The sequence below is a fragment of the Sphingorhabdus sp. genome (assembly GCF_041737645.1).
In the GTDB taxonomy this organism is placed as follows: Bacteria; Pseudomonadota; Alphaproteobacteria; order Sphingomonadales; family Sphingomonadaceae; genus Sphingorhabdus_B.
The window spans coordinates 40,511-54,344 of sequence record NZ_JBGSRI010000036.1 but is presented as its reverse complement, the minus strand read 5'-3'; the positions used below and the strand labels follow the sequence as shown (position 1 = coordinate 54,344).

The window sequence follows — 13,834 nt, the reverse complement described above, 5'->3', positions numbered from 1 at the left end:
GACGTTAACCTTTAACGGTTACCATTGTCGCTGAAATCAGCTTGGAAATTCCGTTGGATCACGGTTTTAACGAAAATTTTGGGTTATCTAAACTCGCAGCAAGCCATGCTCGCGATATCCATGCCATGTGCACAGATGTAGCGGCAATTATTTTTCCAAAAGCGCTAAATCCTCCAACTGATGCAATCATTAGCAAGGTGTCGACTAAGCTGATCCAGCTGGTATCGGATCTGGAAAAAAAGTTAATTCCAAATGCTCACTCGCGCATGTCAATCACATGGGAAATATTGGCGTCCTCAGGGTTTTTGCGAGAGCCAGACTTAATCGACTTTACATTGGCGCGGGTCGCAGAAGACCGTCTCGAGTCGTGTTTGGAATTTCCAATCGCGACTTTTGCCACGAAATTACTGGATAATTCCGAGAGTCACATCGCAGATTCAGCGCAGACTTTGTTAGCAGCGGAAAGCTTGCATCGTTTCGGATCGGGCAATAGTTTCCTTGGGTTACCCCCTGAATTATTACACAAGTTATGCTGGAGAGTTGTTGCAGCGCTGGAAATTGTTAATGGCGGCAGGAACCCAGAAATCATCGCTTCAACAAAGTTTCTCATATCGCAATATTCGGAAGCGGATCGAGCGCTGGATGCTGCAAGAAAAATTGTGCATTTCACCCGTGGTGTTGAACTTGAAGAATTTCTTCACCCAGAAGTTGCGGGTCTTCGCTTGCATGTGGCTGCTTTGTCCGCCCATTTGGAGCTGGATTATGACCATGTCTTACATTTATTAAATGCACAATCCTCTGCTCCTTACGCGTTAATGCTTGCCGCGTGCGCTGTTGATAAAGACCATGCCATTCGCAATATGCTCTTATTTAGTGGCAATCGTACTTCGGCGCATGATTTTGGAATTTTTGAGGCTAGCTACGCGGAAGTTACGCGCGAATCTGCTTTGGAAGAAATTAGTTACTGGGCGTCAGAAAGGTCGCAATATCTCGCGTCCGGGAAGACGATATGAGTGGACCGAATTTAACCCAGCCTATTTCAGGTGAAATTGACAATGATGGAAAGTTGCTGCGAGCTGACGAAGCTTTTTTGCGATTGAATCAAAGGGCCGGCGGAGTAGAGGGTGGCGCGATCGCCGTGCCCGCCATCGCCAAATTGGCGAAGCTATCCTTGAATTTGCAAATGAAGCTTTCTCGCGCCGTGCGTGTTGCAGACAATGAAGACCATTTGGAACTTTGGATTGAAGTCCATCCCACACTGCAATTCGCGAAGGTTTCGATTTTAAGTTGGCGCGCATTGCCAGTTTTAAACAAAAGAAATTTGATACTCACATCGATGCCCGACAGCATCGAAAACCAGATGGTATTTGACCGCCATGGGCGCTTGATAAGCGCCAAAGGAATTGCTGCACATGGTTTGGTGCCCTCCGACTTTGGTAAAAATGGTGTGGAAGTGCTGACCAATATCTTTGAGAACGGAGTTCCATTAGCAAACCTTATATCCGCCCTGTCCACTGGAGTTAGCATCAAGACAATGCAAATAAAGCGGCAGTCAGACGGGAGAGCGTTCGATGTTAGCGGCGATATCATCGATGACGAGCGGCAGGCTGTTTTTGGATTTCGACTTCGATTCGATCCACTTTACGAAAAACCGTTGTCGATCGTTGAGGCGAACTACGGCGATGTTGCGGGCAATCTTTTTGGTAAGAATTTGGCACCGGTACTGAGGCAACCTTTGGGACGAATTATTGCCAATGCTGAAACTATTGGCGGAGAATTGCAGGGACCAATACGAGAAAATTATGCACTTTACGCCAGGGATATAGCCAATGCAGCGCGGCATTTATCTGCTTTGGTTGATGATCTCGGTGATTTGGAAGCTGTCGAAAGAATCGACTTTCAAACGGCCCGCGACACGATTGAATTGGGCGATGTTGCGCGGCGAGTTGCGGGATTGCTCGCGCTAAAAGCTGCGGATCATCGTATTAAAATCAATACACCTGCCGATGATACTAATGTAGTTGCAATCGCCGAGTTCCGGCGGACGTTACAAATTATGTTAAATTTGGTTAACAACGCTATACGGTATTCGTCGGACGGGACAGCTATAACTATCGAAACCGAGACGGCTGATAAATATGCGATAGTGACAGTTAGTGATCAGGGAAAAGGTATATTCGGCGCTGACCGTGAAAAAGTTTTTCAAAAATTTGAAAGACTTGGAAGATCTGGAGACGGTGGTAGTGGTCTTGGTCTTTATATTTCCCGTCGATTGGCGTGCGCGATGGGCGGCGATCTTTTTGTTACAGATTCAGAAGGCGGTGGAGCTAAATTCGTCCTCCGCCTTCCAAATTCCTGACTGATTAACGATCGTCAAATGACGGGTAAGGGCGCATTTGCGGACCTGTATAGAGTTGGCGCGGACGTCCAATTTTCTGGCCTGGATCAGAAATCATCTCGTTCCATTGCGCGACCCAGCCGACGGTCCGCGAAAGGGCGAACAATACTGTAAACATTTCGGTCGGGAAACCGATGGCCGACAAGATTATTCCCGAATAAAAATCGACGTTGGGGAACAATTTTTTCTCGATGAAATAGGGATCATTCAGAGCCATTTCTTCAAGCTGAAGCGCCACATCAAAAATTGGATCACTAACTTTCAACTCAGTCAAAACCTCACGAACAGTTTTCTGCATTACCGTCGCACGAGGATCGTAATTTTTATAGACGCGATGCCCGAAGCCCATCAAGCGGAAAGGGTCGTTCTTGTCCTTTGCGCGTTCGATGTAATGCGGAATTCTGTCGGGTGTGCCTATTTCGCGAAGCATGTTAAGGGCAGCCTCATTGGCCCCGCCATGTGCTGGTCCCCAGAGACAAGCGATGCCGGCGGCAATGCATGCGAAAGGATTTGCGCCAGAAGAACCAGCCAAACGCACGGTGGAGGTCGAAGCGTTCTGTTCATGATCTGCATGCAAAATGAATATGCGATCCAAAGCCCGTTCAATGACCGGATTTACAACATAAGGTTCTGCAGGGACCCCGAATGTCATGCGAAGGAAATTGCCAGTGTAAGACAAGCTATTGTCTGGATAAAGAAATGGCTGACCAATTGAATATTTATAAGCCATCGCTGCGATTGTCGGCATCTTGGCGATCAACCGGTGGCTCGAAATCATGCGATGGGTTGGATCGCTGATGTCGGTTGAGTCATGGTAAAATGCCGATAAAGCCCCGACAACACCGCACATGATCGCCATTGGATGGCCGTCACGGCGAAAACCGCGATAGAAAGTGGCAAGTTGTTCATGCAACATCGTATGCCGAGAAATAGTGTGGCTGAAATTGCTAAGCTGCGTTTTGCTAGGCAACTCACCATTCAACAAAAGGTAGGAAACTTCCATGAAGCTGGATTTCTCCGAAAGCTCCTCAATTGAATATCCGCGGTGAAGCAAAATGCCTTTGTCGCCATCGATAAACGTAATGGCAGACTCGCAACTTGCTGTTGAAGTAAAGCCCGGGTCAAAAGTAAAATGGTCAGAAACGCCATATAATTTTCGGATGTCGAGAACGTCAGGTCCCTCATTGCCCTTCATAATAGGCAGTGCGTAGCTGTTATCCCCAATTGTCAGCGTTGCATTGTTTTCAGACATTTTCAAACTCCATTACTTCCCACCCGGTCCGCCCGGTGTCTCTATTTAATACAACTGGTTCAATCTGTTTTTCAAACCAGTTCCCATTTTCGTCAATAGGCGTCAAAAACGCCAGATATATGTGCTTTAGGCTTTTCAAATGCCACTATTCCAATCGCCGAAACGGGCTTTGTTATTTGTTGGCAATGGTGTGAAATTACACGGTCGTCAAGGCAAAGCATTTAGCATCACCGTTGCTATATTTGTTATCTGTGACATAGATGCTACGCTTCTGACATGATTGGGTTTTTCCGTAATTATTTGAGCGAACGTCGCGGGAATCTCATCCATCCCAATCGTAGAATCGATAGGGTTGAGCGTTGGCTTAATATCGAGCGCGATCGGCTTTCGCTTTGGCTGCCTGTGCTTATCGGCATAGGGATTGGGCTTTGGCAACTCACAGGCACGGACAGAATTACCCCGCTTTTTTTGATATTTTGGTCGGTTTCGGTTGCTGGAATATATTTTGGACTTGCCGGCCGCTTGGGCCATTCGCTTTTTGTCGCCGGCATAGCTCTGTCGGTCGGCTACGGCGCAATCGCGATAAAGTCGGAACAGGTAGCGGCGCCAGTTTTGGGAAAAATCTGGGTTGGTTCGCTGTATGGACGAATTGCAAAAGTAGAAATACTCGGTGCACGCGACGTTGTCCGGCTTGAGTTGGATACTGGAAGCCTTCAAAATCTGCCGCGGAAAATCCGGATCAACCTTAAGCCCGAGCAATATGAAAAGCAGAATTTCAGGGTCGGAGCCATTGTCCATACGCGCGCCCGTCTCATGCCGCCGGCTGGACCGGCATTGCCCGGCGGATATGACTTTGCACGACGTGCCTGGTTTCAACAAATCGGCGCTACAGGAAGCGCGATAGGCCCGGTTTCGGTTTATAAAAGCTCTGAAAATGGTGTATTTATCGGTGACATTCGAACCACGTTGACCCGACATATTATAAGCCAAATGCCCAATGGCACTGGCGAAATGGGGGCTGCTTTGATTACCGGAGATCAAGGGAATATCGATCCGGTCGACGCCCAGGCCATGCGAGACAGCGGCATGGCGCATTTGTTATCCATCAGCGGCTTGCATGTCACCGCGGTTGTGGGTTTCCTGTTTCTTCTGAGTAATAGAACTCTATCGTTAATCCCCTCTGTCGCCCTTCGGCTTACCGTTCCATTATTATCTGCGAGCTTTGCTGCGTTGGGCGCGGTTGCATATACGTTGCTTGCAGGCGCAGAGGTTCCAACGATCAGGTCGTGTATTGCGGCACTTCTTATCCTGCTGGCAATGGCTTTGGGTCGCGATGCGTTGACGCTTCGTCTGGTTGCCTTTGGAGCCTGCGTGATATTGCTGATCTGGCCAGAATCTATGGCGGGGCCAAGTTTCCAACTAAGTTTTGCAGCGGTGACAACTATTTTGCTTTTGCATGAAACGCCGTGGATGATGCAATGGGCAGCAATAAAAGAGGAGAATTTCATCGTCCGTATGGCGCGCGGATTGGTGACTTTGGTCGTCACCGGCATAGCCATAGAACTGGTACTGGCACCAATTGCCTTGTTCCATTTCCATCGCACCGGAATGTATAGCGCGCTTGCGAATGTTATCGCCATTCCTTTGACCACCTTCATTATAATGCCAGCGCAAGCGTTGGCTTTGATTGCGGATATCGCAGGATTAGGAGCGCCATTTTGGTGGGTTGCGGGGCAGGGCGTCGCAGCCATATTGATGATTGCGCGATATTTTAGCGCATTGCCGGGCGCTGTCACGATGTTGCCTGCCATGCCTTTCTGGGCGTTTCTGGCAATTCTAGGGGGCGCGCTGATTACCGGATTGTTGAAAAGCCGTTTGCGTTTCTTCGGGCTTTTACCCCTGGTAGCCGGATTTATCGCGATGGTGTTGGCACCGCGACCTGATATATTGGTTACAGGGGATGGCCAGCATCTGGCGCTTGCCGATGCCAATGGTGATGTATCCTTGTTGCGGTCGCGGGTTGGGGAATTTGCGCGGGATATGCTTTTGGAGAAGGTGGGAACATCGGCCGAGCCTATCGCGATCGAACGATGGCCCGGGGCGCGATGTTCGGACGATATCTGTATCATATCGATTCTCCGTGACAAACGGCGCTGGCTCATTCTTGCTACCCGAACACCTTACCCGATACCGGCGATGGAAATGGCGGCGGCGTGTAAGCGGGTTGATATTGTCATCAGCGACCGATGGCTGCCATCTTCATGTCGACCTAAATGGATCAAGGCCGATAGGAAGATGTTGGCAGAAACCGGCGGATTGGCCTTCTATTTACCGCAACAAAGGCTTGTAACCGTTAATGACAACAACGCCCATTATCCTTGGGTAAAGGCCGCCCGCGCCGCAAAGGCGCTGGCAGACGCCCCTTAATGATAGCGCCGCAACAGTCCCGCAAGCTTGCCCTGCACCTCAACTTCGTGTGCTTCGAAATATTGCGGTTCATATGCCTGATTGGCCGGATCAAGCCGTATCCTTTGGCCATCACGGCGTAGATATTTCAGCGTTGCTTCTTCACCACGAACCAGTGCGACCACAATTTCGCCGTCGCGCGCGGTGTTTGCTTTCTTGATCAGGGCATAGTCGCCATCCAAGATGCCTGCCTCGACCATGGAGTCGCCGGAAACTTCGAGGGCATAATGCTCTCCGCTGCCCAGCAAAGCCATTGGCACCGAAAGCGAGCTCTGCCCCTCAAGCGCCTCAATCGGAACACCGGCGGCAATTTTGCCATGCAACGGAATTTCAAGAACGTCATTGGCGGCCACTGGCAAATTGACCTGCGCTTTGTTCGAAGCGATGGCAGGGGTGAGCTTGGCAATCGTTGCCGATCTGCTACCCCCGCCTTCGGGCATTTTCATCACTTCGAGTGCGCGGGCACGATTGGCAAGCCGCCGGATAAAGCCACGTTCTTCGAGCGCGCCGATCAATCGGTGCACACCTGACTTGCTCTTCAGGTCGAGAGCTTCCTTCATCTCTTCAAAAGAAGGAGAAATACCGCTGCCTTCCAGGCGCTGGTTAATGAAAAGAAGCAATTCATGTTGTTTCGCGGTGAGCATTATCGTGTTCCCGATGTGTTGAACATGGCAGGAACGATTAGGGAACATATTGGATCAAGTCAAGAACAATAAATACCCGTCTTTCCCAACACTCAATCCAGCAGATGATAGTATTTTGTTGACTCGGCTGAAGCTTGGAGCGGGTTTTGTTGGGGGTTGATAAGCAGGGCATTGGCTTGGGAAAGCGGTGTTATCAGGCCGCTGTCACGTCCATAAATATCTGATATATAACCATTATGTATCTTTGCGCGGAAATATTCCGTGCGCGCGCCGGGCGGTGGCAGTTCGCATTCATCAAGCAAGGTAAAAACTTCTGGAAACGGCGCTTTGCACCCCGCCAGATGTCGCAATAAGGGCAACAGGAACAGAAAAGCGGTAACAAAGGCTGAAGAAGGGTTCCCCGGCAACCCCAGCACAACCGATGTCCCGAGCCGCCCCGCCATCAACGGCTTACCCGGCCGCATGGCGACTTTCCAGAAATCGATCTCGGCACCGACATTACGCAATGCGGGTTGAACCAGATCATGGTCACCCACCGATGCGCCGCCGCTGGTCACTATGATGTCGGAACCGCTGCACGCCCGCAGCATTGCCTCAACATCATCCAGCCTGTCGGCAACAATGCCCCTGTCATCAACGTCACAGGGCAGGGACGCCAGCATCGCCGCCAACATGACGCTGTTGGACGAAGGAATATGGGCATCATCGCACGCGACGCCCGCCGGTCGCAATTCGTCGCCCGTGGCGATTATCGAGATTTTGGGACGTCCGCCGACATTCAGTGCGCCAAATCCGGCCATAACCGCGGCCGCGATGCCCCCTGCGTTCAACCTTTCGCCTGTTGCCAAAAGTGCATCGCCTTTTGAAAAATCGCTGCCCTTGCGCCGGATATGCGCGCCGATGTGGGGTGGCCCGTCGCCAGTGAGGGTGAGTGCGCCGCCATCACGCGTTGCTTCTTCCTGTATCAAAATGCTGTCGGCACCTTTTGGTAGATGCGCGCCGGTGAATATCCGTATCGCTTCGCCCGGACCTACATCGCCGGAAAAGGGCCGCCCCGCCGCGCTTTCGCCAATAACCTTCCAAGGGCCGGGCAGGTCGGCAAAGCGAAATGCATAGCCATCCATCGCCGATAGATCCGCCGCTGGCTGCGTCCGTTGTGCAATGACCGGTTCGGCAAGATAATGGCCGACGCAGGTGGCAACCGGCCTGCTGATCGGGGGTAGTGGATCGGCCAAAGCCAATAAGCGGGCTTGTGCCTCGTCTACATTTAGCATCCGGCCCGGCTCCATTCGCCGGATTTTCCACCCGTCTTCGACACAAGCTGTATCCCCGACATAACCATGCCCTTATCGATCGCCTTGGCCATGTCATATATGGTGAGCAGCGTTACCGAAACGGCGGTCATCGCCTCCATTTCAGCGCCGGTCTGACCTGTCAGCCGGACCAGAGCCGTAACGCGGATGCCGCTTTCTTCAAATACAAAATCGATGGCCACTTTCGACAGCATTAACGGATGGCACAATGGAATGAGCTCGGGCGTTTTCTTCGCCGCCATTATGCCGGCTATGCGCGCGGTGGCCAATACATCGCCCTTTTTGGCGGTGCCTTCGCGTATTGCATCCAGCGCGTCGCGTGACATTGAAATGCGGCCTTCGGCAACGGCCTCGCGAACGGTATCGGCCTTGGCCGACACATCGACCATATGTGCAGCGCCTGTGTCATCCAGATGGGTCAGTTTTGTCATATCTGCTTATTGCATCGGGCGGGGCATGAAGTCGAGGGGGCCTGTCACGCCAATTGCGACGGGGCATAACGTCACACCTGTTCTTTGCCGTTACGGCACGGCGGACCACCAAAGCGTCATTTGACAGCGGCGGTTTGCTGTGGCTAACCGGCAATTAAACACGCAATTAAGAGAGGATTCGACCTATGGCTCTTCCGGCAATTTTTGACAAACTCCGTCTGCCGATTATCGGTTCCCCATTGTTCATCGTTTCGGGTCCCGAATTGGTGATCGCGCAGTGCAAGGCAGGCGTCGTCGGATCATTTCCCGCGCTGAATGCCCGTCCGGCAAGCCAGCTTGACGAATGGCTGCACCAGATTACCGAGGAACTGGCCGCGCATAACCGCGACAATCCCGACCGTCCGGCCGCGCCATATGCCGTCAACCAGATCGTGCACAAATCTAACAATCGCTTGCAAGAAGACATCGCAATGTGCGGCAAATGGCAGGTGCCGGTGACAATTACGTCTTTGGGCGCGCAGGAAGAGTTGAATAAAGCGGTTCATAGCTGGGGCGGGATCGTGTTGCATGATGTCATCAACGACCGTTTCGCGCACAAGGCGATTGAAAAGGGTGCCGATGGCCTGATTCCGGTGGCGGCAGGTGCCGGGGGCCATGCCGGTGTAACTTCGCCCTTTGCGTTGATGCGCGAAATCCGCGAATGGTTTGACGGGCCGGTGGCTTTGTCGGGGTCGATCGCACATGGTGCATCGGTTTTGGCGGCGCAGGCAATGGGGGCTGACCTTGCCTATATCGGCAGCGCCTTTATCGCGACAAAGGAAGCCAATGCGGTTGACGGATATAAGGATAATATCGTCGAGGCGAAGGCCGACGACATTGTCTATTCCGACCTGTTCACCGGCGTCAGCGGCAACTATCTGCGCCAGTCAATCGAGCGCGCCGGAATGGACCCCAAAAACCTGCCCAAAGGCGATATTTCAACCATGAACTTCGGTTCCGGCGGCAATAGCGAAGCCAAGGCATGGAAGGACATATGGGGTTCCGGCCAAGGTATTGGCGCGGTCAAGGCGGTAAAGACCGTGGCCGAATTTGTCGACCAGCTGGAAAGCGAATATCGCGCGGCAAAAGCCAATCTGGACAAGGTGTATCGCGGGTAAGGTTTTGCGTTGAAAACACTGCTTATATGATTACCCCTCACCGTCACCCTAAACTCGTTTCAGGGGTGTAGGGGAACAGTCCCTAAAGGGACAGTCCCCTTGGGGACTGTCCTCTACATCGATCAGGACGCCTTTTCGAACGCGACTGATATATCCAGCGCGACGTCGTCGGAAATTACCGGAACGCCGTAAGATACGCCAAATTCGCTCCGCTTGATCGTCGTCGTGGCGTGGAAGCCAACGGTGGCTTTCTTGTTGAACGGATTATTTCCCGCACCTGAAAACTTCGCGTCCAACACAACCGGCTTTGTCACGCCGTTCAGCGTAAGATCGCCGGTGATCTTTGCCGTCATGCCGCTGGCTTCAACTTTGGTCGAAACAAATTTGGCATCCGCAGGGGTGGGTCCGAAAAAGTCGGCTTTGCCGCCATCTTTGCCCGCCCGCAGCATATGGCCGGTCAAACCAGCGCTGGCGGTCGTCAACTTGCCGACCGGAATAGTGATGTCGACTTTGGCCGCATTCGGGTTTGCAGGATCGATATCCAATGTACCGGTGGCATCGCCAAAAATGCCGAAATAATCGTTGAAGCCGAAATGGCTGACCCGCCATCCGATCAGCGTGTGGCCGGGGTCGGTCTTGTATGTGCCGGCAGATACGCGGCTAACATCGGCGATGCCGGGCATTTGGGGCGCGCTCTGTGCCATCAGGGGAACAGCGGCCAAGAGGGGCAAAGCGAGAAGAAGTTTACGCATGGGGGATGCTCCAAAAAAATAAAAAGGGGAGGCACCATTTTGATGCCTCCCCTTGAATAGTCAAGCTTCGATAGAGTTTAGTTTTTCGCCTGATCGACCAACTTATTCTTTGCGATCCACGGCATCATGGCGCGTAATTGGGCACCGGTCGCCTCAATCGGATGGGCCGCAGCCGCCTTGCGCGCAGCTTTCAGTTCGGGTTGACCGGCGCGGTTGTCGAGCACGAAATTCTTGACGAAGCGGCCAGACTGGATGTCGGCCAGAACGCGCTTCATTTCGGCCTTGGTCTCATCGGTGATGATACGCGGGCCGGTGGTGATATCGCCATATTCAGCGGTGTTGCTGATCGAATAGCGCATATTGGCGATCCCGCCTTCATAAAGCAGGTCGACGATCAGCTTGGTTTCATGCAGGCATTCGAAATAGGCCATTTCAGGGGCATATCCCGCCTCGGTCAGGGTTTCGAACCCGGCCTGGATCAAATGGGTGATGCCGCCGCATAGCACGGCTTGTTCGCCAAACAGGTCGGTTTCACACTCTTCGCGGAAATTGGTTTCGATAATCCCGCTGCGTCCGCCGCCAACACCGCTGGCATAGGCAAGGGCGATATCATGCGCGTTGCCGCTAGCATCTTGCGCGATCGCGATCAGGCAAGGGACGCCGCCGCCCTTTTGATACTCGCTACGCACAGTATGGCCGGGGCCTTTTGGGGCGATCATGATGACATCGACATCAGCGCGTGGTTCGATCAGCCCGAAATGGATGTTCAGACCGTGGGCGAAGGCTAGCGCCGCGCCGGGCTTCATATTGGCGTGCAGATCGTCCACATAAATCGCGGCTTGATGCTCGTCTGGTGCAAGGATCATCAAAATGTCCGCCCATGCCGCCGCGTCGGCGTTGGCCAATACCTTGAAACCGGCGGCTTCGGCCTTCTTTGCGGTGGCCGAACCGGCGCGCAGGGCGATGGCAACGTCCGCGACGCCGCTGTCGCGCAGATTCTGTGCATGGGCATGACCCTGACTGCCATAGCCGACAATCGCGATCTTCTTGTCCTTGATGAGGCCGAGGTCACAATCGGCGTCGTAATAAACCTTCATGATATTAGCTTTCCCTTATATTTAACTCGCTTCGCTGCCCCGCATCAGGCCAACAATTCCGGTGCGGCCAACCTCGACCAGGCCGACTTCGCGCATCAATGTGACGAAGGTGTCGATCTTGGCCGGTCCGCCGGTGATTTCAAAAATAAAACTGCTGACCGTCGCGTCAATGACGCGGGCGCGGTAAATGTCGGCCAGTCGCATGGCTTCCACCCGCTGGTCGCCCGATCCATTTACTTTCACCAGCGCCAGTTCGCGTTCGACATGGGGGCCGGCCTCGGTCAGGTCGGTAACCTTGTGCACGGGTACCAGACGCTCACATTGCGCGATAATCTGGTCGATGACGGGCGGCGGCCCTTTGGTGACGATGGTTATCCGGCTTGTCGTATGGTCTTCGCTAATGTCGGCCACGGTCAAACTGTCGATATTATATCCGCGCGATGTGAACATCCCTGCGATCCGGGCCAATGTTCCGGCTTCGTTATCGACGGTCAGCGTAAGGACGTGCCGTTCGGAGATTTCTTCCTTGATATGCATTATACCAGCGCCTTCGCTTCGTCGTCCATCGTGCCCGAAACTTCATCGGAATTCAGGATCATTTCGGTATGCGCTGCGCCCGACGGGATCATCGGGAAGCAATTCGCTGTTTTCGACACGCGGCAATCGAACATCACAGGGCCATCATAAGCAAGCATTTCGGCGATGGCGGCGTCCAGTTCTTCCGGCTTTTCACAGCGTATGCCTTTCCAGCCATAAGCTTCGGCAAGCGCGACAAAGTCGGGCAGGCTGTCCGAATAGCTTTCGGAATAGCGGCTTTCATAGGTCAGTTCCTGCCATTGGCGGACCATGCCCATCCATTCATTGTTGAGGATGAAGACCTTGACCGGCAGGCGATATTGGGTGGCGGTGCCCATTTCCTGGATATTCATCTGGATCGATGCTTCACCGGCAATGTCGATGACGAGCGCATCGGGATGGCCCATTTGCGCGCCGATGGCGGCGGGCAGGCCATAGCCCATCGTGCCAAGGCCACCGCTGGTCAGCCATTTATTGGGGGCATCAAAGTGGAAATGCTGCGCCGCCCACATCTGGTGCTGGCCAACCTCGGTCGTGATGATCGGGGCTTTGTCCTTCGTTGCGGCATACAGCCGTTCGATGGCGAACTGCGGCATGATTTCGGCTGTGCTGGCGGGGTAGTTCAGGCATTCGACCGCGCGCCAGCCCTTTATCCGCGTCCACCATTCGGTCAGCGGCTGCGGCTTGTACTTGCGGGCTTTCCAGACATCGATCATTTGCTGGATAGCGGTGCCGACATCGGCGATAATCGGCATATCTACGCGGATTGTCTTGTTGATGGAGCTCCGGTCGATATCGATATGGACTTTGAAGCTGTCCGGCGAAAAAGCATCCAGGCGACCGGTGACCCGATCATCAAAACGCGCGCCAAGGCAGAACATGACGTCGCACTGGTTCATCGCCATATTGGCTTCATAGGTGCCATGCATTCCCAGCATCCCCAGCCATGCGTCGCCAGAGGCAGGATATGCGCCCAGACCCATCAACGTGGAGGTAACGGGTGCACCGCACAATTCGGCCAGTTCACGTAAAGCGGCGCTGGCTTGCGGGCCGGAATTGATAATGCCGCCGCCGGTATAGAAAATCGGGGCCTTGGCATTGGCGAGCAAATCCACCGCCTTGTTGATCGCCACATAGTCCGCTTCACCCGCCGCATGGAAACGATTGGGCGCATTGTTTTTGATGTCAGTCCGCGCGGTGGCGACCTGCACATTTTTGGGAATGTCGATGACAACCGGACCAGGGCGGCCCTTGGTTGCAATGGTAAACGCCTCCCGGACTGTGGCGGCAAGGTCCGCCGGGTCTTTCACCAGATAATTGTGCTTCGAACAATGGCGCGTGATGCCGACCGTATCGGCCTCCTGAAAGGCATCAGTGCCGATCAGGGTGGTGGAAACCTGACCCGTCAGCACGATCATCGGTATGGAATCCATAAACGCGTCGGCGATGCCTGTTACCGCATTGGTCGCGCCAGGGCCGGAGGTTACCAAGACAACGCCGGGTTTGCCGGTGGAACGGGCATAGCCTTCGGCCGCGTGGGCGGCGCCTGCCTCATGCCGGACAAGAACATGCTTGATCTTTTTCTGTTGAAACAGGGCATCATAGATCGGCAAAACCGCCCCGCCCGGATATCCGAACACGGTATCCACCCCTTGTTCAATGAGGCAGTCGATCAATATTTCCGCACCGGATTTTTCGGGCACTTTGTTGTCCTGTTCGATTATGTTTGCATTGCAACTTAGCTTGGG

12 protein-coding genes are annotated in these 13,834 nt (G+C 53.4%); 4 read left to right on the top strand and 8 right to left on the bottom strand.

Annotation, left to right across the window (positions count from 1 at the left end):
* The first annotated feature begins 41 nt into the window (after positions 1–41).
* Both ACEW72_RS05505 and ACEW72_RS05500 read left to right on the top strand, forming a co-directional pair.
* Positions 42–1,013, top strand: a complete 972-nt coding sequence (locus tag ACEW72_RS05505) for a hypothetical protein (RefSeq protein WP_373475377.1) — start codon at positions 42–44, stop codon at positions 1,011–1,013.
* Positions 1,010–2,359 carry a sensor histidine kinase gene (locus ACEW72_RS05500; RefSeq protein ID WP_373475376.1) on the top strand — a complete coding sequence of 450 codons (1,350 nt, stop codon included), beginning with the start codon at positions 1,010–1,012 and terminating at the stop codon, positions 2,357–2,359. The genes ACEW72_RS05505 and ACEW72_RS05500 overlap by 4 nt, the downstream gene beginning before the upstream one ends.
* Before the next feature lie 4 nt (positions 2,360–2,363).
* On the opposite strand, the gene ACEW72_RS05495 is transcribed toward ACEW72_RS05500, so the two are convergent.
* Positions 2,364–3,650 (bottom strand): citrate synthase, encoded by a 1,287-nt coding sequence (locus ACEW72_RS05495; RefSeq protein WP_373475375.1) that lies wholly within the window; start codon positions 3,648–3,650, stop codon positions 2,364–2,366.
* Between the two features lie 300 nt (positions 3,651–3,950).
* Here ACEW72_RS05495 and ACEW72_RS05490 point away from each other — a divergent pair, with 300 nt between their 5' ends.
* Entirely contained in the window at positions 3,951–6,077 is a 2,127-nt protein-coding gene (locus tag ACEW72_RS05490; RefSeq protein ID WP_373475374.1) for a ComEC/Rec2 family competence protein, read from the top strand.
* Here the strand turns inward: ACEW72_RS05490 and lexA are convergent.
* From lexA to moaC, 3 genes are all read right to left on the bottom strand, one after another.
* Positions 6,074–6,760 carry a transcriptional repressor LexA gene (gene lexA, locus ACEW72_RS05485; protein WP_373475373.1) on the bottom strand — a complete coding sequence of 229 codons (687 nt, stop codon included), beginning with the start codon at positions 6,758–6,760 and terminating at the stop codon, positions 6,074–6,076. The two genes, ACEW72_RS05490 and lexA, sit on opposite strands and share 4 nt — an antisense overlap.
* 92 nt (positions 6,761–6,852) lie before the next feature.
* On the bottom strand, positions 6,853–8,034 hold the full coding sequence (locus ACEW72_RS05480) for a molybdopterin molybdotransferase MoeA (protein WP_373475372.1): 1,182 nt from the start codon (positions 8,032–8,034) through the stop codon (positions 6,853–6,855).
* Positions 8,028–8,504, bottom strand: coding sequence for a cyclic pyranopterin monophosphate synthase MoaC (gene moaC, locus ACEW72_RS05475; RefSeq protein WP_373475371.1), 477 nt, complete (start codon positions 8,502–8,504; stop codon positions 8,028–8,030). The genes ACEW72_RS05480 and moaC overlap by 7 nt, the downstream gene beginning before the upstream one ends.
* A gap of 185 nt (positions 8,505–8,689) precedes the next feature.
* Between moaC and ACEW72_RS05470 the strand changes: the two genes are divergently transcribed.
* Complete coding sequence (locus ACEW72_RS05470) at positions 8,690–9,661, top strand: NAD(P)H-dependent flavin oxidoreductase (protein WP_373475370.1); 972 nt, start codon at positions 8,690–8,692, stop codon at positions 9,659–9,661.
* Between the two features lie 122 nt (positions 9,662–9,783).
* Here the strand turns inward: ACEW72_RS05470 and ACEW72_RS05465 are convergent, their stop codons facing one another.
* The 4 genes from ACEW72_RS05465 to ACEW72_RS05450 form a co-directional block, all read right to left on the bottom strand.
* On the bottom strand, positions 9,784–10,413 hold the full coding sequence (locus tag ACEW72_RS05465) for a YceI family protein (protein WP_373475369.1): 630 nt from the start codon (positions 10,411–10,413) through the stop codon (positions 9,784–9,786).
* A 77-nt stretch (positions 10,414–10,490) separates the two neighbouring features.
* Positions 10,491–11,510, bottom strand: coding sequence for a ketol-acid reductoisomerase (gene ilvC / locus ACEW72_RS05460; RefSeq protein ID WP_373475368.1), 1,020 nt, complete (start codon positions 11,508–11,510; stop codon positions 10,491–10,493).
* Between the two features lie 21 nt (positions 11,511–11,531).
* Entirely contained in the window at positions 11,532–12,047 is a 516-nt protein-coding gene (gene ilvN, locus ACEW72_RS05455) for an acetolactate synthase small subunit (RefSeq protein WP_373475367.1), read from the bottom strand.
* On the bottom strand, positions 12,047–13,789 hold the full coding sequence (locus ACEW72_RS05450; RefSeq protein WP_373475366.1) for an acetolactate synthase 3 large subunit: 1,743 nt from the start codon (positions 13,787–13,789) through the stop codon (positions 12,047–12,049). Before ACEW72_RS05450 ends, ilvN begins: the two co-directional genes overlap by 1 nt.
* Between the last annotated feature and the right edge of the window lie 45 nt (positions 13,790–13,834).